Below are 24,245 nucleotides of genomic sequence, written 5' to 3'. Positions count from 1 at the left end.
TCCTTGAAAACTGGATACCGAAACGAATTTGCGTTTTAGAACATCTTTTAGCAACTTGTGTAAACAAGTAAATGTTATTAGTGAGATTTTTCTTAGGAAAAATCAAGGTTAAGCTAATAAGAGCACACGGAGGATGCCTAGGCGCCAGGAGCCGACGAAGGACGTGGCGAACAACGAAACTGCCTCGGGGAGCTGTAAGCAAGCTTTGATCCGGGGGTGTCCGAATGGGGAAACCCAGCTGTGGTAATTCGCAGTTACTCATCTCTGAACACATAGGAGATGTAGAGGCAGACCAGGGGAACTGAAACATCTAAGTACCCTGAGGAAGAGAAAACAATAGTGATTCCGTCAGTAGCGGCGAGCGAACGCGGAACAGCCTAAACCTAAGAGCTTGCTCTTAGGGGTTGTGGGACGTCTCACATGGAGTTACAAAGGAATATGGTAGGTGAAGAGGTCTGGAAAGGCCCGCGATAGAGGTAAAAGCCCTGTAGCCTAAACTGTGTTCTCTCCGAGACGGATCCCGAGTAGTGCGGGGCACGTGAAACCCCGTATGAATCCAGCAGGACCATCTGCTAAGGCTAAATACTACCTGGCGACCGATAGTGAAACAGTACCGTGAGGGAAAGGTGAAAAGCACCCCGGAAGGGGAGTGAAATAGAACCTGAAACCGTGTGCTTACAAAAAGTCAGAGCCCTATCTATGGGTGATGGCGTGCCTTTTGTAGAATGAACCGGCGAGTTACGTTTAACATGCAAGGTTAAGTCGAGAAGACGGAGCCGCAGCGAAAGCGAGTCTGAATAGGGCGATTTAGTATGTGGACGTAGACCCGAAACCGTGTGATCTACCCCTGTCCAGGGTGAAGGTGCGGTAACACGCACTGGAGGCCCGAACCCACGCATGTTGAAAAATGCGGGGATGAGGTGGGGGTAGCGGAGAAATTCCAATCGAACTCGGAGATAGCTGGTTCTCCCCGAAATAGCTTTAGGGCTAGCCTCGGTATAAGAGTAGTGGAGGTAGAGCACTGATTGGGTGCGGGGTCCGCAAGGATTACCAAGCTCAGTCAAACTCCGAATGCCATATACTTATTGCCGGGAGTCAGACAGTGAGTGCTAAGATCCATTGTCAAAAGGGAAACAGCCCAGACCATCAGCTAAGGTCCCCAAGTGTGTGTTAAGTGGGAAAGGATGTGGAGTTGCACAGACAACCAGGATGTTGGCTTAGAAGCAGCCACCATTGAAAGAGTGCGTAATAGCTCACTGGTCGAGTGACTCTGCGCCGAAAATGTAACGGGGCTAAACACACCACCGAAGCTATGGCTAGATACGTATGTATCTGGGGTAGGGGAGCGTTGTATGTGGGTTGAAGGTGTACCGTAAGGAGCGCTGGACAGCATACAAGTGAGAATGCCGGTATGAGTAACGAAAAGATCAGTGAGAATCTGATCCGCCGAAAGCCCAAGGTTTCCTGAGGAAGGCTCGTCCGCTCAGGGTAAGTCGGGACCTAAGGCGAGGCCGAAAGGCGTAGTCGAAGGACAACAGTTTGAAATTACTGTACCACCGTAATCCGCTATGAGCGATGGGGTGACGCAGGAGGGTAGTGACGCGGACTGATGGATATGTCCGTCTAAGCAGTGAGGCTGATGTGTAGGCAAATCCGCACATCATTAAGGCTGGGCTGTGATGGGGAGCGAAAATTACAGTAGCGAAGGTCATGATCTCACACTGCCAAGAAAAGCCTCTAGCCAGGAGAAGGTGCCCGTACCGCAAACCGACACAGGTAGGCGAGAAGAGAATTCTAAGGCGCGCGGAAGAACTCTCGTTAAGGAACTCGGCAAAATGACCCCGTAACTTCGGGAGAAGGGGTGCCCCGGTAGTGTGAATAGCACGAGGGGGCCGCAGTGAAAAGGCCCAAGCGACTGTTTAGCAAAAACACAGGTCTGTGCGAAGCCGCAAGGCGAAGTATACGGGCTGACGCCTGCCCGGTGCTGGAAGGTTAAGGGGAGTGGTTAGGGGTAACCCGAAGCTATGAACCGAAGCCCCAGTAAACGGCGGCCGTAACTATAACGGTCCTAAGGTAGCGAAATTCCTTGTCAGGTAAATTCTGACCCGCACGAATGGCGTAACGACTTGGGCGCTGTCTCAACGAGAGATCCGGTGAAATTTTAATACCTGTGAAGATGCAGGTTACCCGCGACAAGACGGAAAGACCCCATGGAGCTTTACTGCAGCTTGATATTGAATTTGGGTACGATCTGTACAGGATAGGTGGGAGCCGTAGAAATCGGAGCGCAAGCTTCGGTGGAGGCGCCGTTGGGATACCACCCTGATCGTATCTAGGTTCTAACCTAGTACCCTAATCGGGTACGGGGACCGTGTCAGGCGGGCAGTTTGACTGGGGCGGTCGCCTCCTAAAGAGTAACGGAGGCGTTCCAAGGTTCCCTCAGAATGGTTGGAAATCATTCGAAGAGTGCAAAGGCATAAGGGAGCTTGACTGCGAGACCTACAAGTCGAGCAGGGACGAAAGTCGGACTTAGTGATCCGGTGGTACCGCATGGAAGGGCCATCGCTCAACGGATAAAAGCTACCCTGGGGATAACAGGCTTATCTCCCCCAAGAGTCCACATCGACGGGGAGGTTTGGCACCTCGATGTCGGCTCATCGCATCCTGGGGCTGAAGTAGGTCCCAAGGGTTGGGCTGTTCGCCCATTAAAGCGGTACGCGAGCTGGGTTCAGAACGTCGTGAGACAGTTCGGTCCCTATCTGTCGTGGGCGCAGGAAATTTGAGAGGAGCTGTCCTTAGTACGAGAGGACCGGGATGGACGTACCGCTGGTGCACCAGTTGTTTCGCCAGAAGCATGGCTGGGTAGCTACGTACGGACGGGATAAGCGCTGAAAGCATCTAAGCGTGAAGCCCCCCTCAAGATGAGATTTCCCAATTAGTAAGACCCCTTGAAGACGACGAGGTAGATAGGTTGGAGGTGGAAGTGCAGTAATGCATGGAGCTGACCAATACTAATCGGTCGAGGGCTTATCCTATACTTAGAACGCAAATTCAATTCGGATTCAGTTTTCAGGCGACTCAAGCCTGTAACACGCTTAGAAATTCATTCTCACTTCTGGTGATGAACGAAATTTCACGCGGCAGTGTCTGTTTCACAGACGCATGTTTGGTGGCGATAGCGGAGGGGTTCCACGCGTACCCATCCCGAACACGACCGTTAAGCCCTCCAGCGCCGATGGTACTTGGACCGAAGGGTCCTGGGAGAGTAGGACGTTGCCAAGCACACGAAGCCATTGTTGATTTATCAACAATGGCTTTTTTGTTCCCTTTATCGCTTAATTTAAATAATGTGGATAAGTCATGGGGAAATAACGAGAAAATAAAAGTTACTAACATGTGGATGAAATAATAAAATATATTCAAAAATGAAAGTAGTCCCCAATTTATGTGGATAGAGCAGTGGTATATGTGGATACTTCAAGTAAATGCAAGGATATTTTGCATGGCAGGAGGATAAACAATGGACAACAGTAGTAATCTTGTGTGGATAGAAGATTTTTCTGTACATGCGAGCGACACGGATTATCGTTCACAGGGTAAGTTATCCTTTATTCTGGATATCATGCAATGTGCGGCAGACTTCGCAGTGGGTAATTTGGGGATAAGTGTGGAAGAAATTCTGAGTGCAGGAATGGGCTGGATGATGATTACGTTAGACCTTGATTTTAAGCGTATTCCTCGCCCAAATGATGTGCTTAGCGTACATACCTGGAGTAAAGGTACTAAAGGGGCTCTATGGCAACGGGATTATCGTATTTTCGATGCAGATCATATAGAGATTGCCACAGCGCGTTCTATATGGGCTTTAGTAGATATTGAGAAGAGAAAGATACTCAGACCGAACGCTCTTCCAGTTCAGGTTAAGCACTATAATGGCGATTCAGTAGGGGATATGCCTGTTAAGGTAACGATCCCTACTGATATTACTATGGAAGAAGCTTATCGGTATCAGGTAAGATATAGTGGGCTGGATAGCAACGGACATCTGAATAATGCGCGATACGGAGATTTATGTTGTGATGCACTCAGTTTAGCGGAATGGGATAATGCAGAGTTCACACGCTTCCGGATTACATACCTACAAGAAGCTAAGTTTGGGGATGAACTGACTATTTTACGCTCAGCTGTAACGGATGATGGTATATATGTCCGTGGCCAGAATAGTGATATTGTATTTTTTGAAGCATGTATTGAGTTGAAAAATATAAATAAGTAAAAAGTTTATAAATATGGAATATTATTATAAAAGCGATTTCTCCGAGCATCTATCGGGGTAGTCGCTTTTTTTTGTTGAAAAACAGATGGTGTATATAACATATTTGGAAAAAATTTTGAGCCTGTCACAATTAAAGGGATCACAATCGTTATATAGTTGTAGTCAATAACAAGGAGGTGATTCTTTGGAACGTCGCAGCCCCGGGGTCCAAGTGAATCAAACAATAATTGAAGAGGCTATTGATCAGGTTCTTGCGGGTAACCGCGAAGCCTATAGAACTATAATACAAGCCTATGAAAGAAAGATTTATACGTATTGCTATTATATTTTGAGAAGTCATGAAGAAGCAGAGGATGCTGTGCAAGATATATTTGTAAAAGTGTATCAGGAACTCAGACGTTATGAGAAACGAGTCTCTTTTGATTCATGGCTGTATAAAGTGGCCTATCATCATTGTTTGGATCAGGTTCGCAAACGCAAACGAAGAAACCGTCTGTTGTCGCTATATAAAGAGCAGCAGCCGAAAGCCTATTATAATCCTAACGATGAGGAGCCATTGCAGAAGTTATTTATGGATGATCTGACAGCTGAAGAGAGCAATCTTCTGATTCTTAAGGTAGTAGAGCAGTACAGTTTTGAAGAAATGGGTCAGATTATGGATTGTAATTCAGCTACTTTACGCAAGAAATTTGAACGTCTACGCAAAAAGTTAGTCCGGCAAAGAATGAATGAAGGAGGAAGCCCTCATGGAGAAATGGCAAGATCCAACTGAAAGTCAGAAGATGGAGCACATTCGTCAAACATTCCAAAATCATGAAATGCCGGTAGACAGTTTCAGCGATTCAATTATGAAGCGAATAGGAGACGAGGGAATGGAAAAGCGAGCGTCAAGAAAAAGTGGGAATAAGTTTCTGAAAAAATCATTGGTGGCTGCCGCGGCAGCAGCAGTGTTGGGTGCGGGAATAATCGGTAGCGGATTTATATCCCCAGTCATGGCTGAAACGTTAAAGCAGATTCCTGTTGTAGGAAGTATTTTTAAGGGGATTGACGATAAAGGTCTAAATGCTGCTAAAGAAAAAGGATTATCTACTGCGCCTAACCAAAGCGTTACCCATGATGGAGTGACCTTGAAGGTTACCGATGCCTATTATGACGGCTCGCGGTTGGCTTTTGCGATTGAACGGGAAGGCATTGATAAGGATAAGATGATGGCAGAAATGATTATTGAACCGACTGAATTCGATCCAGCGGTAAAAGAACAGCAGTATGCGAAAGTGACAATGAACCAGTCCGAAAAAGGGTTGTTGGGTTCAGCAGAAGTGAAATTGCCGAATGGAAAGAATCTGGAGGCCCAAATGTCGTCTTTTGGCGATGTTGAGGGTAAAAAGAATGCTATTTTATACGATTATAGAAATCTAAATAATGTAGAGGCTTTGGGGAATGAATTTGAATTAAGCATCACTGTGCCGGTTACACAAATCGCAGAGCCTTTTGAAATTAAGGTGCCGGTGAAAAAAGTAACGGAAGGAATTATCAAGCTTGATCTGAACCAAACAAAAGAGGCAGAAGAATTCAGTTATACGATTACCAAGCTGGAATTAACTCCAGCCACAAGCAGATTACAGCTCAGCGAAGAAGGTAAAGCGCCAACTGTGAAAGAAAAGGATGGATACACAACCTCTGAAATGTTCTATGAAATTGTTGATGAACTAGGCAATGCATTTTCTTCGAGTGGGTCATTCAACTTGCCGGCTATAGTCTATCCTATGGGAGACAAAGATTTCAGTCCGTTCCCACAAACACCAAAAACAATTACAGTTAAGCCGTTTACTTACTCCATTGATGAGAGCCATAAAGCATTAAGAGATGAAGAAGGAAAACAAGTTAAACATTATTATCCGGAGCTTGAACAAACGATTCAGGTGGAGCAAGAGTAACTATTAATCCCATAAGCAAAAAAAGTCCGTGTCTGCATAGCAGATACGGGCTTTTTGTTAAAAGATAAGAATTTATAAGCTAAACAACTATAATATCTTTATATTTCTAAGAGAAACGGTTGTCATTTATAAAAGATGACAACGTAGTCTCTTCTTGTAAAAATTCTAACGGAATGTAGATTTCACTCACCGAGTTTTCGTTATCTGGTCCAAGATACAATTCACCATAAAATTCCAATTCAAATGGAATGGACATCCTGTATTCTGTTTTCGGCAGCCAGATTCCGTAGATATATTTATATGTAGAAGGGATATCACAAGAGCGGCCTTTATGGATGAATTTAAGATAACGTATAGGTGGTAAGATCTGAAGGGGGAAAGTCTGATTGTGGTCTGCATTTATAGGATTAAGTTCGCAGGCACACATGATCGAAAAACCGTTACTCTCATAGTCGTCTGGCCAGAAGCCAAGCTGATAATATTTTTCAGGTTGTATCCTATCAGATATAGTATCTACCTTACTGAAAAGCAAAGGCCAAGTATCAGAAATGACGGAGAAATCATGGTCTATTTTAACTACGGGTCCTTGAAGTATAATTTCCCCGAAATCAACGAGCTGGGGGGAAAGATCGCTATAAGAAGGGACTTGAAGTAGATCCTGTTCATATAGTCTAGGCAACAAAGGGAGTTTCGTTTTATTAATTCTTTTTCGAACAAGAGAGGGGGTCGTGTGCAGCATTCTTTTGAAGGCACGAGTAAAGGTCTCATAGTTACTAAAGTTATAGTCTAATGAGATGTCCTGGAGTGAGCGTTCTGGCATTCGGTGAATGTCCAAGGCTGCTTCAGTGATTTTGCGTCTGGCTATATAGTCGCCGGGTGCTATCCCAGTGACTGCTTGAAATAGGCGGGTGAAATGATAAAGTGAGTATCCCATTTCTTTGGAAAGGACAGCTACAGGAAGAAGCGTGTTTAAGCGATCCTCAATGAGATCTAATGCTTGAATGATTAGTTGGCGATTGTTCAAGAGATGCCCTCCCATAACAGTTAGAAATGGTGTCCAACACGATGACTTCAATTATTTGTTGTCCAGTCTCCCCAATTAGCAGCCCAATCGGGAACGGTCACTTCCATTACGCGATCGGCACTAGGAAAATAAGCTTTGATGTCGAGAATTGGTGTACCAGGATAGGCATCAAGTCCAGCCACCTCTACGATGCCAGAAGCTTCATCGACAGACAGGGTTGCTGCTACACTAAGCCCAATTGGATTAGGTCGAATAGGGGAACGGGAAGCGAATACTCCAGTTAATGTTTCGTCATAAGGTGGTTGAATCTGTGTAGTCTGGCGGAATTGATCATCTGCAAACTCGTGCAGCCACCAAAGCACTTGGCAATGACTAAATTGAGATAAACCTTTAAGCGCCGGGCTAAATTCCGGTTTGATTTCCAGTCGTAAATTACGTGGCGTACCTGTAACCCAACCTATAGGTACTATATTATAGCTTTCTTGTTCATTCATTGACTATGACTCCTTTCGGGTATCAGATATTATTTAGTTTATAACGGAGTGACCCGGTAAGGCCTGACGATATTTGCTAACATTCATTTAATGATATAATGAAATTTGATGTGGAAAGGGGAGCATTATGAAGACATTAGTATTGGCGGAGAAGCCGTCTGTTGCACGCGAGATCGCACGAGTCATGGGATGTAATAATAAACAGAAGAGCTATATTGAAGGTCCAAAATATGTGGTTACCTGGGCACTGGGTCATTTAGTCGGCCTGGCAGAGCCTGAAGATTATAATAAAAAGTTTGCAACTTGGGCTTTGGAGGATTTGCCTATTTTGCCGGAGAAGGCAAAGCTGAAGGTGCTGCGTGAGACCAACCAGCAATACAAAGCTGTTCAGCATCTAATGAAGCGTCAGGATATTGAGGAGCTTGTGGTAGCTACGGATGCTGCTCGTGAAGGAGAGCTGTTGGCACGTTGGATTATGAATATGGCGGGATGGAAAAAGCCATTCCGGCGGCTGTGGATATCCTCGCAGACTGATAAGGCGATTAAAGAGGGATTCGCAAAGCTCCGCCCAGGTCGCGATTTTGATCGTCTGTATGAATCTGCACGTTGCCGCGCAGAGGCGGATTGGATGATTGGACTGAATGTCACGAGAGCTTTGACATGTAAGTTCGGTTCGCCGCTCTCCGCAGGGCGGGTACAAACGCCGACATTAGGGATGATCATGGATCGTGAACAGGAGATTACGGGTTTCCGTTCCGTTGATTTTGAGACGCTGACTGCTGATTTTGGAGATTTCCAAGCGGCATGGCGGGCCAGTAACGGCGATGGTCGGATATTTGAAAAGGATAAGACGGCAAGTCTAAAGGATAAGCTTACTGGACGCAGCGGCCGTATTATTAAGGTACAAAAGAGTGAGAAGAGCGAACCTCATCCACTCGCTTATGATCTGACTGAATTGCAGCGCGATGCGAACCGGAAGTTCGGCTTCTCCGCGAAGCAGACCTCCAGTGTGCTTCAGCGGTTATATGAGCAGCACAAGCTTGTCACTTACCCGCGTACGGACAGTCGTTACTTAACATCAGATATGACGGGCACACTCAAGGAAAGACTGGATAGTGTTGCGGTCGGTCCATATGCAGCGTTAGCACGTCCATTGCTGCGCAAGCAGCTGCCGATTACGAAGCGGATCGTGGATGATAGCAAAGTAAGCGATCACCACGCTATTATTCCTACAGAACAGACCGTATTGTTAAATGGCCTGAGTACTGAGGAACGTAAGCTGTATGATCTGATTGTACGGCGTTTTATTAGCTTGTTCTACCCACCAGCTCGTTATGATGCGGTAGCTGTAACCGTCAATGTGGAAGGCGAAAGCTTCCATGTCAAAGGGACGACGGTAAAAGATGCCGGCTGGCGCGAAGTATACGGCGGAGATATGAGTAATGATGACGATGACGAATCTGCGGACGAGCCGGCAGCGGGCAGTGTGAAGCTACCTGAGTTGCGCGAAGGAGCAACTGTCACGATTGGCCGCTGCATGGTTCGTCCTGGACGAACACAGCCACCGAAGCGTTATAATGAAGCTTCGCTGTTGACGCAAATGGAGAAGCATGGCCTTGGAACCCCGGCGACCCGCGCGGATATTATCGAGAAGCTGGTAAGCTCCGATACCATTGAACGCCAAGGGAATCTGCTGCATCCGACTGGTAAAGGCAAGCAGCTTATTGAGTTGGTATCCACACAGCTACGGACACCAGATCTAACTGCGCGCTGGGAAGCTGAGCTGGAGAAAATAGCGCGTGGTCAAGGCAAGCCGGAGCTCTTCTTGCAAGGCATCCGCAGTATGGCACAGGAGCTGGTAACTGGCGTCAAAACTAGTGGAGCAGAATATAAACCGCATAATGTCTCGAACAGTAACTGTCCGGAATGCGGTACAAGACTGCTGGAGAAAAAGAGCAAACGTGGCAAGCTGCTTGTATGCCCAGCAGATAACTGTGGTTATACCCGTGCCGGAGAGAAAAGACTATCGAATCGCCGCTGTCCACAGTGCCATAAGAAAATGGAGCTCAAAGAGGGTAAAGCAGGCATGTTCGTACAATGTTTGGGCTGTGGAATCACAGAAACCTTGGATAAGGATCATAAGCATGTGAATAAACGCGAACAGCAAAAGCTGGTACAGCAATACAGTAAGCAAGAAAGCATTGGTTCTAACCTTGGGGAACTGCTGAAAGCAGCGCTTGAAGGGCAAAAGAAGGATAAGTAAAAAGGATCGCATGTATCGTAATAAAAAGGCTGCTGAGTGTACTCAGTAGCCCTTTTTTCTGTCCACGTAAGTTTTTGTGGTCTACAGATAGGCTTTGAATTAGAATGTTAAGCAAATACTTAGAGCAGGTGATTAGGGTGGCAGCTGAACAACAAGTGGATCAACTAAAAGCAGCAGGTAGCCCAGAGGGGCAGGGTGGCAGTAAGTTTTTCTTTCTCGTTATTGTATTTATGTTTTGGTTCTCTTCTTATATTTATGTTCCGGTGCTTTCTCCTTATGTGGAGCATTTGGGAGCATCGTATTTTATGGTGGGCATGGTGCTTGGCGTATATGGGCTAATGCAGATTCTGTTCCGACTGCCGATTGGCATCGGTTCGGATTATTTGAATCGGCGGCGTCCGTTTATCTATCTGGGACTGATTGCGAGCGGAGCCAGCTGCTTTCTTTTTATGTGGGGAGCACAGCCTGGGTGGGCATTGGCAGCACGAGCGGTATCCGGTATAGCGGCTTCGGCATGGGTTGTCTACACTGTGATGTTCGCGGGATATTTCCCGAAAGAGGAAGCTGGAAAAGCGATGGGCATGCTGCAATTCACTACGGTAATCGCCCAATTGACCAGTATGATGATCAGTGGCTATATGGTGGAGCATTGGGGCTGGAATACCCCGTTTCTGATTGGTGGATTTGTAGCGATTGCGGCGCTGTTGCTTGCGCTGCGGCTGCCTGAACAAAAACAGGAGAAACGGCAAAGTGCGATCCAGATCAAGGACTTAGCGGGTGTTATGAAGGAGCCACTTCTGGTAAGAGTTTCTCTGCTGTCAGTGTTGGCACACTGTGTGCTATTCATAACGATGTTCGGATATACGCCAAACCAAGCTCTGAATATCGGAGCAAGTAAAGAAAGCTTGGGCTGGCTGACGCTCGCTTTTATGATTCCGCATGCTGTCGCGACCCTCTATGGCTCACGGACATTTGGTAGGCTGCTAGGAGACCGGGGCACGCTTCTCTTAGGCTTCGCGGGAAGTGCATTGTTTACACTTCTTATTCCTTCAATGCCGACGTTAGCGACGCTCTGTCTGACTCAGATAGGAAACGGATTTATGCAGGGACTTATTTTCCCATTGTTGCTAGGCAAGTCGGTGTCAGAAGTAGATCCATATAAGCGTGCAACAGCTATGGGCTTCTATCAGGCGGTTTATGCAATAGGTATGTCGGCTGGGCCATTCGTGGCAGGCTGGATGAGCGCTCTTTATGGCTTGACCGGAGGGTTCTGGCTGGGTGGAATTGCGGCGGCGTTGGCTGCGGTGTTGTCATGGATATGGATGAAGGATGCGAAGCAGTGAAAAGAAAGAGGCAGGTAGCGAAGTTATCAGAGCGTGTAAGGATGATTGGTTTTTTGTGAAAAAGAGGAATATAATAGAGATAGATAGGAAGCAAGGAGGAGAGCCCGGGAGAATGGTCAAGGTTATAATGTTGTGGTTTGTGGTAATTAATATTATCGGATATGTAGTGATGTCCGAAGACAAGAACAAAGCCCGTAAACGGCGAGAACGTGTACCTGAGAAGACACTTTTTCTGCTGGCAGCTATGGGCGGGGCACTAGGCGTGCTGATTGCCATGTATCGTAAGCGCCACAAGACGCGACATATGTCCTTTAGGATCGGAATTCCGTTACTTCTGTTGCTGAATATCTTTTTGTACAGCTATTTTTTAAGGTGATAGTCTTAATGATTACAAACTAGAAAAAGAGGTGGCGTACATGTTATTCTCTAAAATTTTACTCGCCTATGATGGATCTAAGGCTTCTAATCAAGCATTGGAGCGCGCAATTGAACTCGCAAAAGTAACTCCGGGCTCTACGATGCATGTCGTACACGCATTTGAATTTCCAAGATTTTTTATCGGAGAAGCTCTAGCACCACTACCGGCTTCAGTAAATAAAGAATATTATGATTTAGCAGTGCAGACTACGGAAGAAGTCAAGGGACGCCTTGAGGCTGAAGGCTTGAATGCTGAGGTTGAGCTATTACAAGGATCACCCGCTGAAGTGATTTTGAAATATGCTAAAGAACATGCTATAGATGTAATTGTTATCGGCAGCCGCGGACTTGGCGGAATACGTGAGTTTGTTCTGGGAAGTGTGAGCCACAATGTAGTACAAAGCGCCCGCATTCCAGTGCTGGTTGTAAAATAATATAAAGTTAAAAGGGACGCTTATGGCGTTCCTTTTTTCAAATATAAGAAAGTATATGTTTCAAACTATACTTTATCCTTATATTTCTCGCATAAACGCTAACCGTCATACAGGGACGCCAAAGGCGTTTATACTTGATTATTAAGAAACGAAATGACTAAATTCATATCCAGTAGAGGAATTATATGTATTTCCATGAAGCCTATTCTACAGTTAATATAACATCTGTTGTTAGAGCTAATAGTGTACGGAAAGAAGTCTTTATCATCAAAATAAGTGGCTATCGAGAAATTAAATACGCCTAAAAGCGAACGATTATTAATCGGAATTTACCAATGTTCGTGTTTGAGTTGACATCCTGTGTAGGGGATTGTTAAACTGATGTCATGAGCAACTCGTATAAAACCGGGGATATGGCCCGGAAGTTTCTACCCGGGAACCGTAAATTACCGGACTACGAGGAAATAGGATGATAGAATGCGGCAATGCGGTCCGGGTAACGGAATGATGCATTATGCCATTTTCCGCGCTTAATGCAGCCTAATGATAGGCACGCGGATTATTTTTTCCTAATTTCTTTACTAGTCCGATCCTCCCGCAGCAAAATGCGTCTGGTCATCGGGCTTTTTTTATTCGAATTTACAAGATAAAGATATCCATACTAGTGACTGGAAGGTAGGTCGAATCATGTCTGTGCAGGTAGCTGTTATCATGGGCAGTAAATCGGATTGGGATACGATGGAGCACGCTTGTGCGGTGCTTGAAGAGCTGGGATTATCTTATGAGAAGAAGGTAGTATCTGCGCACCGGACGCCGGACTTGATGTTCAGCTATGCGGAGGAAGCCGCGGGCCGGGGTATTCGCGTCATTATTGCAGGAGCGGGTGGTGCAGCGCATTTGCCGGGTATGGTGGCAGCAAAGACGATCCTGCCTGTGATTGGAGTGCCAGTGCAGTCGAAGGCGCTTAATGGGCTGGATTCGCTTCTCTCCATCGTGCAGATGCCAGGAGGCATTCCAGTGGCAACGGTAGCCATTGGTAAGGCAGGAGCCATTAATGCAGGCCTCCTGGCTGCACAGATTATCGGAGTATTCGATCCAGAAGTGCAGCAGCGCGCGCAGCTGCGGCGGGATGCGATCCGCGACGAAGTCCTTGAAAGCAGCGACAGCTTATGAGACCGGAGGAGCTGAAGCTGCAGGAGGCTGGCGGCGCTACTTCGCCAGCCGCTATGGATGCGTCCGGTACGGACACCGTCCGGACGCTACTGCCTGGCGCGACCGTCGGCGTGCTCGGCGGCGGGCAGCTCGGGCGCATGATGGCGCTGGCTGGCAGCGCCATGGGGTACCGCTTCGTGGCGCTGGACCCTGCGCCGGATGCGCCTAGCGGTCAAGTCACGCCGCAGATTACAGCGGCGTATAACGACCGGGACGCGGCGCGGGAGCTAGCCCGCCGCTCGGACGTCATCACGTACGAGTTCGAGAACGTTGACGCGGGCGTTGCCGCGCTGCTGACGGAGGAATCGTACGTGCCGCAGGGCAGCGCGCTGCTGTATACGACGCAGCATCGGCTGCGCGAAAAAGCCGCCATCGAGGCGGCAGGCGTACCCGTCGCCCCGTACCGGAAGGTGGATAGCCTTGCGGAGCTGAAAGTGGCGGCGGCTGAACTTGGACTACCTTGTGTACTGAAGACAGCCACAGGCGGTTATGACGGCAAGGGACAAGCCGTGATCCGTCAGGTAGAAGAGCTGGAAGAAGCCTTCCGGCAAGTAGCACCCGGATCCGTTGTGCCGGAGCTGGTGCTTGAGAAGTTTGTAGCTTTTAAGTGTGAAATATCCGTTGTTGCTGCACGCAGTGCTTCTGGTGAGGTTAAGAGCTTCCCACCGTCGGAAAATATTCATGTGAATAATATTTTGCATCTGTCCATTGTGCCTGCAAGAGTGGCAGAGGACATTCAGCGGAGAGCATGCGAATTGGCAGAGACATTAATCGCTGGACTTGATGCGGTTGGACTGCTGGCAGTAGAAATGTTCGTCACAGAGGACGGACAATTGTACGTCAATGAGTTAGCACCAAGGCCGCATAACTCCGGGCATTACACCATGGACGCTTGCGCGACTTCACAGTTCGAGCAGCATGTCCGGGCGATTTGTAATCTGCCGCTAGGCGATACAACGCTTTTGACACCTGTAGTTATGGTAAATGTACTAGGCCAGCATTTGGATGGCGCGATTAAAGCGACCTGTACACAGGACGAAAAAGATAATAAGCTGGGTGTTGTACCTAAGCTTCATATATATGGCAAGACTGAGAGTAAGACCGGCCGCAAGATGGGCCATATCAATCTGCTCTGCAAGGATACCGGAGACGGCTTGTCCTGGGTGGAGCAATCTAAACTTTGGAGGAACTAAAGAATATGATCGAACGTTACAGCAGACCTGAGATGCGAGCTATTTGGACGGAGGAAAATAAATTCAAAGCGTGGCTGGAAGTTGAAATTTGCGCTTGTGAAGCATGGGCTGAGCTCGGAGTCATCCCGCACGAAGACGCAGCTAAACTGCGTAAAGACGCTAAATTCGACATCGCACGCATTGATGAAATAGAACAAGAGACTCGCCACGACGTTATCGCATTTACACGTGCGGTTTCCGAGAGCCTTGGCGCAGAGCGCAAATGGGTTCACTACGGTCTTACTTCTACTGACGTGGTAGATACAGCATTAGGTTACTTGCTTCGTCAAGCGAATGAAATTCTAGAGAAGGATATCATCAACTTTATTGAGATCCTTAAAGATAAGGCTATTGCTTACAAGGATACGCCGATGATGGGCCGTACGCATGGTGTTCATGCCGAGCCAACTACCTTTGGTCTGAAAATGGCTCTATGGTACGAAGAAATGAAACGTAACTTGGAGCGTTTCCGCCATGCTGCGAACGGTGTACAGTTCGGGAAAATCTCCGGTGCCGTTGGTACGTACGCTAACATCGATCCTTTCGTAGAAGAATTCGTTTGCCGCAAGCTCGGCACAAGCCCAGCTCCAATTTCTACACAAACGTTACAGCGTGACCGTCATGCTGAATACATGGCTGCTCTTGCTTTGGTAGCGACATCGTTAGACAAATTCGCTACTGAAATCCGCGCTCTGCAAAAGAGTGAGATTCGTGAAGTGGAAGAAGCTTTTGCCAAAGGTCAAAAGGGTTCCTCCGCTATGCCTCACAAACGTAATCCGATCGGCTGCGAGAACATTTCCGGTCTGTCCCGCGTCATTCGCGGACATATGGTTACAGCTTACGAGAACGTGCCACTCTGGCATGAACGCGATATTTCGCACTCCTCTGTGGAACGTATCATCCTTCCGGATGCGACAATGTTGCTCAACTACATGCTGAACCGTTTCGGTAACATCGTGAAGAACCTGACTGTATTCCCAGAGAACATGAAGCGTAACATGAACCGTACGTTCGGTGTTCCTTTCTCCGGTCGTATCTTGACTAAACTGATCGATAAAGGCCTTAGCCGTGAGCAAGCGTACGATACCGTTCAACCGCGTGCTATGCAAGCGTGGGAAGAGCAAAAACAATTCCGCGATATCGTGGAAGCTACACCTGAGATCACTAACGTTCTTACCCCAGAAGAAATTGAAGATGCATTTAACCCTTCTTGGCACCTTAAGCATGTGGACACCATCTTCCGCAAGCTAGAGCTTATCTAAAAAAGATAGGTTAGTGGTGAACTAAGGAGTTAGATATAAAGGAAATTGGTCGAATGGTGTAATGGAGAGGTAGTTTGGAACTGTAGAAGCGTTAGCGTTCGCCTTTATGGTTGGATTTCTACCGCGAAGAGCGGTTTAAATCAGGAAATCCAACCATAACAGCGATCGGAAGTCCAAACATTCCTCGGAATTACGCCTTTGAGACCAGTTGCAGTAATCAAGATCATTAGTTCAAGGGAGGAAAGGTCATGACATCGTCGGCCGTATCCACAGCCGTGGAACTCATCAATGCGCCGCTGCTCTATAAAGGGAAGGTTCGTGAGCTATACGATTTAGGGGAGAATGTACTGATCGTCGTCACGGATCGGATATCTGCTTTTGACTATGTGCTGGACCCAGCGGTACCTGAAAAGGGCAATGTGCTTAACCGTCTGAGTGCGTTCTGGTTCGGAAAGACCAAAGAGCTAATGGAGAATCATGTCGTTCATATCGATGTGGATCTGCTCGGAGATATCGTTAAGGACAAGGAAGCTCTCAGAAACCGTGTTATGGTGGTACGCAAAGCAGAGCGCATCGATATCGAATGTGTTGTGCGTGGGTGCATCACCGGTGGGGGCTGGAGACAATATCAAGAAACTGGCAAAGTGAATGGTATTGAGCTTCCTAAGAACTTGCGCAAAAATGCGCTGCTGGCACAGCCAATCTTTACCCCTGCGGCTAAAAACGATGTAGGTCATGATGAGGATATTCCTTTTGAAACAATGCAGGAGCTAATCGGTGCTGATCTTGCTCTCGAGCTGCAGGAGAAGAGCTTGCAATTGTTCTCTTTTGCCAGAGAGTATTGTGCTGAGCGGGGAATCATTCTAGCAGATTGTAAATTTGAATTCGGCTTGCTGGATGGCAAAGTGATTCTGATTGATGAGATTTTTACGCCGGATGCTTCACGTTTCTGGGCTAAGGACAAATACGCTCTTGATATCGAAATTGATAGTATGGATAAAGAACCTGTTCGTACGTATCTATCTGCATCCTCCTGGGATAAAAATAGCAAACCTGATCCACTTCCACTAGAAGTAGTTGAAGAAACAACGCGCCGTTATCTGGACATTTATCATCGTCTTACTGGCAAGTCTTTATAGCTCAACATTGTGTGTTTACTCATGGGAATAAATGAAGTGTATGTTTTTAAAGCTAGAGTTACTTTTAGTAGAGTTTCAGCTTTCAGAAAGTATATACACATAAAAATTAGGAGGAACTACAAGCATATGTTAAAAGCGACGGTATATGTCACCATTAAGAAGAGCGTTCTCGATCCACAAGGTGTAGCAGTGCAAGGAGCACTTCATTCGGTAGGTTTTCAAGAAGTTGAAAGTTTGCGTATTGGGAAATATATGGAGCTGACTTTGGACACGGATAACCGTGCTGAAGCAGAAGTACGTCTCAAGGAAATGTGCGAAAAGCTACTTGCCAACACGGTGATCGAGGATTACCGCTACGAATTGGAGGACTAAACGACATGAAATTTGCTGTACTTGTCTTCCCAGGCTCTAACTGTGATATTGATTGCTACAAGGCGGTAGAGGACAGTCTCGGCGAACCAGTCGATTATGTGTGGCATACAGCGACAGATTTGTCGGCGTATGATTGCATTTTGGTTCCAGGCGGATTCTCATATGGTGATTACCTGCGCTGCGGCGCGATTTCAAGATTTGCTCCTGTAATGGCTGAAGTTGCTAAAGCAGCAGAGCAAGGGAAATTCGTGCTAGGCATTTGCAATGGGTTCCAAATTCTTACTGAGGCTGGTTTGTTGCCAGGCGCGCTGCGTCGTAACATGTCCATGAAGTTCCGTTGTCATGATACAGTGCTTAAGGTTGTTAATAACGAAACCCCATTTACTATTGATTATGCTAAGGATGAAGAAATCATCATCCCAATCGCTCACGGCGAAGGAAACTACTACTGTGATGAAGAGACTTTAGCAGAACTGAAAGCTAACAATCAGATTGTGTTCACATATAGCGATAATCCTAACGGCTCTGTAGCTGATATTGCGGGTGTTAGTAATGTGCAGGGGAATGTAGTCGGCATGATGCCTCACCCTGAGCGTGCAGCTAACAGCTTGCTCGGATCTGAAGATGGCAAACGAATGTTCACATCTATACTGAAGACTTGGAGGGATCGTCATGACGCAGCAAGTATCCGTTAAGGAACCGACCGCAGAACAGATCGCAGAGCAGAAAATTTACAGCCAATTCGGTGTGTCGGACAGCGAATATGAGCTCATCAAGTCTTTTATGGGACGTTTGCCGAATTATACTGAAATCGGCGTATTCAGCGTAATGTGGTCCGAACACTGTGCATACAAGAACTCTAAGCCATTGTTGAAACGTTTCCCAGTTACTGGACCACGTGTCCTGATGGGACCTGGCGAGGGCGCAGGGATTGTAGATATCGGAGACAACCAAGCGGTTGTATTCAAAATCGAAAGTCATAACCACCCCTCTGCGGTAGAACCTTTTCAAGGTGCGGCAACAGGCGTAGGTGGTATCATTCGTGATATTTTTTCCATGGGCTCAAGACCTATCGCACTGCTGAATTCCTTGCGTTTCGGCAAGCTGGAAAGCGATCGCGTGAAATATTTGTTCGAGCATGTCGTGTCGGGTATTGCTGGTTATGGTAACTGTATCGGGATTCCAACCGTGGGCGGCGAAATCATGTTCGATGATAGCTATGACGGTAACCCGCTTGTTAACGCAATGTGTGTCGGTCTGATTGATCATGATAAAATCCAGCGTGGTGTCGCTAAAGGTGTAGGAAACCCAGTCTTCTACGTAGGTCCTCCTACTGGACGTGATGGAATTCATGGGGCTACTTTTGCATCCGTTGAACTAAGTGAAGAGTCCGAAGCAAAACGTACAGCTGTACAAGTAGGCGATCCATTTATGGAGAAGCTCGTTATGGAATCTTGTCTAGAGTTAATCGACAGCGGCATCGTTATTGGGATTCAGGATATGGGTGCGGCTGGACTTACCTGCTCTAGTGCCGAGATGGCAAGTAAAGCGGGCAACGGTCTGGAGCTGTATCTTGATCAGGTGCCACAACGTGAAGACGGCATGACCCCTTATGAAATGATGCTTTCGGAATCGCAAGAACGGATGTTGTTCGTAGTAGAACCGAAGGATGAAGCTCAGGCGCAAGAGATTTTTGATCGCTGGGGTGTAATCTGCTGTAAGGTCGGTAAAGTAACGGATGATGGTCGCTTGAAGCTATATCATCACGGTGAGGTTGTTGGCGACATGCCTGTAACAGCGCTCGTAGATGAGTGCCCAGTCTACAACAAACCATCTGAGGTTCCTGCTTATTATGTAGAAAATGAATCGGTAGATACACTTCGTTACGCGGAAGTTACAGATCTAGGTGGCGCACTTCGTACTGTTCTTGGATCACCAACCGTAGCAAGCAAAGCTTGGGTATACAACCAATATGATTACATGGTTCGGACTAGTACGGCTGTTCGACCTGGATCTGACGCGGCTGTAGTTACCATTCATGGTACACGTAAAGGACTTGCGATGACCACGGACTGTAACGGGCGTTATGTTTATCTTGATCCTGAAGTGGGTGGACGGATTGCAGTCAGCGAAGCAGCTCGTAACATCGTTTGTTCGGGTGCTGAACCGCTTGCTATTACCGATAACCTGAACTTCGGAAACCCTGAGAAACCTGATGTGTTCTGGCAAATGGAGCGTGCGGTTGATGGTATGGCTGAAGCTTGTCGTGTGCTGGATACTCCGGTTATCGGCGGGAATGTCAGTCTATATAACGAAAATACGACGGGATCCATTTACCCAACACCGGTTGTCGGCATGGTTGGTTTAGTAACGGATACGGATCATATTACGACTCAAGGCTTCAAACAAGAAGGAGATTCCATTCTTCTGCTAGGTGTAACAAAAGCTGAGCTTGGTGGTAGTGAATTTCAATATGCTGTTCATGGTGTAACCGAAGGCCGCCCTCCAGCTTTGGATTTGGCTACTGAGAAAACACTGCTGAGCGCAGTGCTTACCTCGATTCGCGGCGGTCTGGTGCGTTCAGCACATGACTTGTCCGAAGGCGGTCTTGCTGTAGCACTTGCAGAGAGCTGTATCAGTGGTGGTATTGGTGCGAACGTTGAACTTTCTGCTAATGGACTTAGATCCGATGTAGCTTTGTTCAGTGAGAGCCAATCACGTATCGTGCTGACGGCAGCACCTGAACGTGCGGAAGAGCTGAAAGCAGCGATTGCTGCCAGCGGCGTTCCAGTGGAAATCATCGGAACTGTAGGTGGAGACAGACTGCGCGTAAATCTGGACGGTGCATCCGTATTAGATGAAGCTGTAGCAGAATTGAAATTCGTTTGGGAGGATGCTATTCCATGTCTTATGAAATAAAGACCGGGAAAGAGCAGGAGACTCCTATCCTGTGGACTGGTGACTTTTACAATGAAGGAACGGGCTCGGGAGATATTTTTGACACATTAAAAGAAGAATGCGGCGTTTTCGGGGTCTTCGGACACCCGGAAGCGGCGTCCATGTCTTATTACGGCTTGCACGCCTTACAGCACCGTGGGGAAGAAAGTGCGGGCATCTGCGTAGCAGATGGTCGTGATTTCAACTATCACCGCGGGATGGGGTTAGTAAAAGAAGTATTCGACAAGGACAAAATTGCCTCACTGGTTGGAGACATGTCCATCGGGCATGTACGTTATTCCACCAGCGGAGACAGCCGCTTAACTAATGCACAGCCGCTCGTATTCAAATATCGTGACGGTGATTTGGCGATTGCTACAAACGGTAACATAGTAAATGAACCGTTGATTCGTAAACAGCTTGAGCAAAGCGGATCGATCTTCCAAACCACAAGTGATACAGAAGTGCTGGCGCATCTGATTGCGCGTTCGTCTAAGGATTTTGTTGAAGCGGCTAAGGATGCGCTAAAACAACTGGTTGGCGGATTTGCTTTTCTGCTTATGACGAATGACAAATTAATTGTCGCTTCGGATTCCCATGGTTTGCGTCCGCTTGTAATGGGACGGATCGGCGACGCCTATATTTTTGCTTCCGAATCTTGCGCCTTAGAAGTTATCGGAGCACAGTTAGTCCGCGATATCGAACCTGGCGAACTGCTCGTGCTTGATAAAAATGGCCTGTTAGAGGACCGTTTTACCGAGCCAAAACGTAAAGCGCTATGCGCGATGGAGTATATTTACTTCTCTCGCCCAGACAGTGATATGAACGGCGCTAACCTGCACACCGCCCGTAAGCGGATGGGTAGCCGAATGGCATTAGAAGCTTTCGTAGATGCTGACCTCGTCACTGGTGTACCGGATTCAAGTATCTCGGCAGCGATTGGATTTGCGGAGCAGACAGGCATTCCTTATGAGCTTGGGCTCATCAAGAATAAGTATACAGGCCGGACCTTCATCCAGCCTAGCCAAGAGCTGCGTGAGCAAGGTGTGAAAATGAAGCTAAGCGCCGTGCGCAGTGTGGTGGATGGCAAACGTGTTGTCATGATCGATGATTCCATCGTGCGTGGAACAACTTCACGGCGGATCGTCAATCTGCTCCGCGAAGCGGGAGCCGTAGAGGTTCACGTGCGGATTACATCGCCGCCCTTCAAGAATCCTTGCTTCTACGGCATTGATACCCCAGACCGCCGCGATCTCATCGCGTCGTACAAGTCCATTGCGGAAATGTGCGAAGAGATTAATGCCGATTCCTTGGCATTCTTGTCACCGGAGGGCTTAATCACTTCCATTGGTGGTCACAACAAAGATGATTACAAAGGCGGGCTATGCCTTTCCTGCTTCGATAATGATTACCCGACGCAGGTTGATTTTGGCGGGGAAGAGAAAGATGGCTGCTCGTGTTGACATCCCCCTAAGTCCCCCTTGCAAAGGGGGATTCCGAAGGGCTCTGCCCTCCGGCCACCCGAAAGCTCGGCGGTAGGAGTTGGGTTATAACTTGCTAAGAAGACTTGGGTACGAGTGCTCGCTTTGTCCCTGTGTGCTACGCACGGACGGGACACGCTTTACGGCGCTCCGCCCCCGGCTGCATACCGCCGCCGGGAATGGCTCGCCAAGCTAGTCGCTAGTCTCGCTAAGGTAGGCGCTCGGCTACGCCCAAAGCGCCAAGAGCAGCTCACCAAGCTCGTCCCTGTTTGCTGCGCAAATGCGGAACCCGCTAGTCTCGCTAAGGTAGGCGCTCGGCTGCGCCCAAAGCGCCAAGAGCAGCTCACCAAGCTCGTCCCTGTTTGCTGCGCAAATGCAGGACCCGCTTGTTTCGCTTAAGGAGGTGCATGGCTCAGCTCATGCACCGAGGTCTTGAGGTCCGTGTGCAAGGCGCGCACTGCGGCTTGCAGTAGGGTGAAAGCGGTGGTTGGAGGGAGTTATGGAGAGGAAGTTTGGAACTGTAGAAGCGTAGCGCTCGCCTTTATGTTTGGATTTCTACCGCGAAGAGCGGTTTAAATCAGGAAATCCAAACATAACAGCGATCGGAAGTCCAAACATTCCTTGTAATAGCTCCCCTATAACCACCAAAAAAATCCCGAATGCCCCACAAACGCGCTCTAAATTAAAATAAGATGAGGTGTCCCAAGTGTCGGAAGCTTATAAAAACGCCGGAGTGGATATTGCGGCTGGTAACGAAGCGGTAGAACGCATGAAAAAGCACGTAAAACGTACTTACCGTCCAGAAGTAATGACGGATCTTGGTGGGTTCGGAGCGCTGTTTGGCCTCAATAAAGATAAATATGAAGAGCCAGTGCTCGTATCGGGAACCGATGGTGTAGGCACGAAGCTCAAGATCGCGTTCGCTGCGGATCGCCATGACACGATTGGGATCGACGCTGTAGCTATGTGCGTGAACGACATTGTAGTGCAAGGCGCGGAGCCGCTATTTTTCCTCGATTATCTGGCTTGCGACAAAGTCGTACCGGAGAAAATCGAAGCGATCGTAGCAGGAATCGCAGAGGGCTGTCACCAAGCAGGTTGTGCGCTGATTGGCGGCGAAACGGCTGAAATGCCGGGCATGTATTCAGCGGGTGAGTATGATATCGCTGGATTCACAGTTGGCGTTGCTGACAAAGCGAAGCTGGTAACAGGCGCTAACATCGCTGCTGGAGACACAGTGATTGGTTTAGCTTCTAGCGGCGTGCACAGCAACGGCTTCTCACTGGTGCGTAAGCTTTTGCTTGAGGATGATGGCTATGGCCTGAATGATGTGCTTCCGGAGCTTGGAGCTCCGCTTGTGGATGTACTTCTTGCACCAACTAAGATTTATGTGAAGTCTTTGCTGGCGCTCTTGGAGCAGCTTCCGGTGAAAGGGATGGCACATATTACGGGTGGCGGATTCATCGAGAATATCCCGCGCGTATTGCCTGACGGTGTAGATGTGGAGATTAATTACGGATCGTGGCCGATTCTGCCGATCTTCGGTTTGATGCAGAACAAAGGAAAAGTAAGCAACCGTGATATGTTTACTACTTTTAATATGGGAATTGGACTTGTTCTGGTAGTAAGTAGCGCTGATGGAGAACATGCTCTTGAACTGCTCAAAGCGAGCGGAGAAGAGGCGTATATCATTGGTAAAGTGACAGAAGGGGAACGCAAAGTAACCTTTACTGGAGCTGAAGTGTGATGCAATGGAGTCGAATCGCTGTTTTTGCTTCTGGGCAAGGCAGTAATTTTGCTGCACTGATCGATGCACAGAGAGCAGGCTTGCTTGGTGAGGGCAATATTGAGTTGCTTGTATCCGACAAGCCAGAGGCACCTGTAGCTAAGCGAGCGGAGGATGCGGGCATTCCCGCCCTCTTGCTGCGGCCAAAAGACTTCGCCAGCCGTGAACTCTACGAAGCAGAGATTGTAGCAGAGCTTCAGCGGCGGGAAATCGGGCTGGTTGTGCTGGCAGGATACATGCGTCTTATTACGCCAGTGCTTTTAACGCCGTATGCTGGACGAATTATTAACATTCATCCATCGCTGCTGCCTGCTTTTGCAGGAAAAGATGCAATCGGACAAGCGCTGGATTATGGCGTGAAGCTGACGGGTGTTACTGTGCATTTTGTCGATGGAGGTATGGATACCGGGCCTGTTATTGCTCAGCGCAGCGTAGCCCTGCAGGATAACGACACGGCGGATTCATTGGCAGAACGTATTCATAAGGTTGAGTATGAGCTGTATCCCGAAGTGGTTGGTGCTTTTGCCAGCGGGAAAGTGGAACTGAGTGGAAGAAAGACGATTATCCGCGAAAAGTAAGCTGCACCGCAGCCATTCGAAGTTTTGGATCGACATTTGGTGACAGACCGAGATGTTT

The 24,245-nt window shown here is 47.8% G+C and carries 20 protein-coding genes, 2 rRNA genes and 1 riboswitch; of the genes, 20 read left to right on the top strand and 2 right to left on the bottom strand.

The window, feature by feature from the left end; translation table 11 throughout:
• Positions 1-106 precede the first annotated feature (106 nt).
• The 5 genes from NSQ29_RS24205 (at position 107) to NSQ29_RS24185 (ending at position 6,213) form a co-directional block, all read left to right on the top strand.
• Positions 107-3,035 (top strand): 23S ribosomal RNA (locus NSQ29_RS24205).
• Positions 3,036-3,165: 130 nt separating this feature from the next.
• A 5S ribosomal RNA gene (rrf, locus tag NSQ29_RS24200) occupies positions 3,166-3,282 on the top strand.
• Between the two features lie 238 nt (positions 3,283-3,520).
• Positions 3,521-4,276, top strand: coding sequence for an acyl-[acyl-carrier-protein] thioesterase (locus NSQ29_RS24195; protein ID WP_149647558.1), 756 nt, complete (start codon positions 3,521-3,523; stop codon positions 4,274-4,276).
• Between the two features lie 184 nt (positions 4,277-4,460).
• Positions 4,461-5,048, top strand: a complete 588-nt coding sequence (locus tag NSQ29_RS24190) for an RNA polymerase sigma factor (protein WP_341126296.1) — start codon at positions 4,461-4,463, stop codon at positions 5,046-5,048.
• Entirely contained in the window at positions 5,023-6,213 is a 1,191-nt protein-coding gene (locus NSQ29_RS24185; RefSeq protein ID WP_341126295.1) for a DUF4179 domain-containing protein, read from the top strand. The genes NSQ29_RS24190 and NSQ29_RS24185 overlap by 26 nt, the downstream gene beginning before the upstream one ends.
• Before the next feature lie 106 nt (positions 6,214-6,319).
• On the opposite strand, the gene NSQ29_RS24180 is transcribed toward NSQ29_RS24185, so the two are convergent.
• Both NSQ29_RS24180 and tsaA read right to left on the bottom strand, forming a co-directional pair.
• A complete protein-coding gene (locus NSQ29_RS24180) occupies positions 6,320-7,237 on the bottom strand; it encodes an AraC family transcriptional regulator (protein WP_341126294.1) in 918 nt (305 codons plus the stop codon).
• Between the two features lie 47 nt (positions 7,238-7,284).
• Positions 7,285-7,731 carry a tRNA (N6-threonylcarbamoyladenosine(37)-N6)-methyltransferase TrmO gene (gene tsaA, locus NSQ29_RS24175; RefSeq protein ID WP_042184734.1) on the bottom strand — a complete coding sequence of 149 codons (447 nt, stop codon included), beginning with the start codon at positions 7,729-7,731 and terminating at the stop codon, positions 7,285-7,287.
• Positions 7,732-7,858: 127 nt separating this feature from the next.
• Here tsaA and NSQ29_RS24170 point away from each other — a divergent pair, with 127 nt between their 5' ends.
• From NSQ29_RS24170 to purN, 15 genes are all read left to right on the top strand, one after another.
• On the top strand, positions 7,859-9,994 hold the full coding sequence (locus tag NSQ29_RS24170; protein WP_341126293.1) for a DNA topoisomerase III: 2,136 nt from the start codon (positions 7,859-7,861) through the stop codon (positions 9,992-9,994).
• A gap of 137 nt (positions 9,995-10,131) precedes the next feature.
• Positions 10,132-11,337 (top strand): MFS transporter, encoded by a 1,206-nt coding sequence (locus NSQ29_RS24165; RefSeq protein ID WP_341126292.1) that lies wholly within the window; start codon positions 10,132-10,134, stop codon positions 11,335-11,337.
• 112 nt (positions 11,338-11,449) lie between these two features.
• Entirely contained in the window at positions 11,450-11,713 is a 264-nt protein-coding gene (locus NSQ29_RS24160) for a DUF1294 domain-containing protein (RefSeq protein WP_042193264.1), read from the top strand.
• A gap of 40 nt (positions 11,714-11,753) precedes the next feature.
• A complete protein-coding gene (locus NSQ29_RS24155) occupies positions 11,754-12,188 on the top strand; it encodes a universal stress protein (protein WP_042184737.1) in 435 nt (144 codons plus the stop codon).
• A 375-nt stretch (positions 12,189-12,563) separates the two neighbouring features.
• Positions 12,564-12,665: riboswitch (purine riboswitch) on the top strand.
• 210 nt (positions 12,666-12,875) lie between these two features.
• A complete protein-coding gene (gene purE / locus NSQ29_RS24150) occupies positions 12,876-13,361 on the top strand; it encodes a 5-(carboxyamino)imidazole ribonucleotide mutase (protein ID WP_341126291.1) in 486 nt (161 codons plus the stop codon).
• A gap of 53 nt (positions 13,362-13,414) precedes the next feature.
• Positions 13,415-14,593 (top strand): 5-(carboxyamino)imidazole ribonucleotide synthase, encoded by a 1,179-nt coding sequence (gene purK / locus NSQ29_RS24145; protein ID WP_341126808.1) that lies wholly within the window; start codon positions 13,415-13,417, stop codon positions 14,591-14,593.
• Positions 14,594-14,598: 5 nt separating this feature from the next.
• On the top strand, positions 14,599-15,894 hold the full coding sequence (purB, locus tag NSQ29_RS24140) for an adenylosuccinate lyase (RefSeq protein ID WP_042124027.1): 1,296 nt from the start codon (positions 14,599-14,601) through the stop codon (positions 15,892-15,894).
• A gap of 248 nt (positions 15,895-16,142) precedes the next feature.
• On the top strand, positions 16,143-17,033 hold the full coding sequence (locus tag NSQ29_RS24135) for a phosphoribosylaminoimidazolesuccinocarboxamide synthase (protein WP_341126290.1): 891 nt from the start codon (positions 16,143-16,145) through the stop codon (positions 17,031-17,033).
• Positions 17,034-17,159: 126 nt separating this feature from the next.
• Entirely contained in the window at positions 17,160-17,405 is a 246-nt protein-coding gene (purS, locus tag NSQ29_RS24130; protein WP_036680912.1) for a phosphoribosylformylglycinamidine synthase subunit PurS, read from the top strand.
• Between the two features lie 5 nt (positions 17,406-17,410).
• Positions 17,411-18,100, top strand: coding sequence for a phosphoribosylformylglycinamidine synthase subunit PurQ (gene purQ, locus NSQ29_RS24125; RefSeq protein ID WP_042124034.1), 690 nt, complete (start codon positions 17,411-17,413; stop codon positions 18,098-18,100).
• Entirely contained in the window at positions 18,078-20,324 is a 2,247-nt protein-coding gene (gene purL / locus NSQ29_RS24120) for a phosphoribosylformylglycinamidine synthase subunit PurL (RefSeq protein ID WP_076286946.1), read from the top strand. Before purQ ends, purL begins: the two co-directional genes overlap by 23 nt.
• A complete protein-coding gene (gene purF / locus NSQ29_RS24115; protein WP_341126289.1) occupies positions 20,309-21,805 on the top strand; it encodes an amidophosphoribosyltransferase in 1,497 nt (498 codons plus the stop codon). The genes purL and purF overlap by 16 nt, the downstream gene beginning before the upstream one ends.
• 114 nt (positions 21,806-21,919) lie before the next feature.
• Complete coding sequence (locus tag NSQ29_RS24110; RefSeq protein ID WP_341126288.1) at positions 21,920-22,222, top strand: hypothetical protein; 303 nt, start codon at positions 21,920-21,922, stop codon at positions 22,220-22,222.
• Positions 22,223-22,529: 307 nt separating this feature from the next.
• Positions 22,530-23,570, top strand: a complete 1,041-nt coding sequence (gene purM / locus NSQ29_RS24105; protein WP_341126287.1) for a phosphoribosylformylglycinamidine cyclo-ligase — start codon at positions 22,530-22,532, stop codon at positions 23,568-23,570.
• Positions 23,570-24,187, top strand: coding sequence for a phosphoribosylglycinamide formyltransferase (gene purN / locus NSQ29_RS24100; RefSeq protein ID WP_076286942.1), 618 nt, complete (start codon positions 23,570-23,572; stop codon positions 24,185-24,187). The genes purM and purN overlap by 1 nt, the downstream gene beginning before the upstream one ends.
• Positions 24,188-24,245: the final 58 nt, after the last annotated feature.

Origin of the sequence: Paenibacillus sp. FSL F4-0236 (assembly GCF_038000135.1) — a bacterium.
Taxonomy (GTDB): Bacteria; Bacillota; Bacilli; order Paenibacillales; family Paenibacillaceae; genus Paenibacillus_AQ.
This window is presented reverse-complemented; position numbering and strand designations above follow the sequence as displayed.

What these genes read in the sequence shown, in the direction of transcription:
- NSQ29_RS24160 (WP_042193264.1), top strand. Translation starts at nt 11,450, where the DNA reads ATGGTCAAGGTTATAATGTTGTGGTTTGTGGTAATTAATATTATCGGA.
- NSQ29_RS24195 (WP_149647558.1), top strand. Translation starts at nt 3,521, where the DNA reads ATGGACAACAGTAGTAATCTTGTGTGGATAGAAGATTTTTCTGTACAT.
- purQ (WP_042124034.1), top strand. Translation starts at nt 17,411, where the DNA reads ATGAAATTTGCTGTACTTGTCTTCCCAGGCTCTAACTGTGATATTGAT.
- purB (WP_042124027.1), top strand. Translation starts at nt 14,599, where the DNA reads ATGATCGAACGTTACAGCAGACCTGAGATGCGAGCTATTTGGACGGAG.
- NSQ29_RS24135 (WP_341126290.1), top strand. Translation starts at nt 16,143, where the DNA reads ATGACATCGTCGGCCGTATCCACAGCCGTGGAACTCATCAATGCGCCG.
- purF (WP_341126289.1), top strand. Translation starts at nt 20,309, where the DNA reads ATGTCTTATGAAATAAAGACCGGGAAAGAGCAGGAGACTCCTATCCTG.
- NSQ29_RS24155 (WP_042184737.1), top strand. Translation starts at nt 11,754, where the DNA reads ATGTTATTCTCTAAAATTTTACTCGCCTATGATGGATCTAAGGCTTCT.
- NSQ29_RS24170 (WP_341126293.1), top strand. Translation starts at nt 7,859, where the DNA reads ATGAAGACATTAGTATTGGCGGAGAAGCCGTCTGTTGCACGCGAGATC.
- purK (WP_341126808.1), top strand. Translation starts at nt 13,415, where the DNA reads ATGGATGCGTCCGGTACGGACACCGTCCGGACGCTACTGCCTGGCGCG.
- tsaA (WP_042184734.1), bottom strand. Translation starts at nt 7,731, where the DNA reads ATGAATGAACAAGAAAGCTATAATATAGTACCTATAGGTTGGGTTACA.
- purN (WP_076286942.1), top strand. Translation starts at nt 23,570, where the DNA reads ATGCAATGGAGTCGAATCGCTGTTTTTGCTTCTGGGCAAGGCAGTAAT.
- purL (WP_076286946.1), top strand. Translation starts at nt 18,078, where the DNA reads ATGACGCAGCAAGTATCCGTTAAGGAACCGACCGCAGAACAGATCGCA.
- purS (WP_036680912.1), top strand. Translation starts at nt 17,160, where the DNA reads ATGTTAAAAGCGACGGTATATGTCACCATTAAGAAGAGCGTTCTCGAT.
- purE (WP_341126291.1), top strand. Translation starts at nt 12,876, where the DNA reads ATGTCTGTGCAGGTAGCTGTTATCATGGGCAGTAAATCGGATTGGGAT.
- NSQ29_RS24185 (WP_341126295.1), top strand. Translation starts at nt 5,023, where the DNA reads ATGGAGAAATGGCAAGATCCAACTGAAAGTCAGAAGATGGAGCACATT.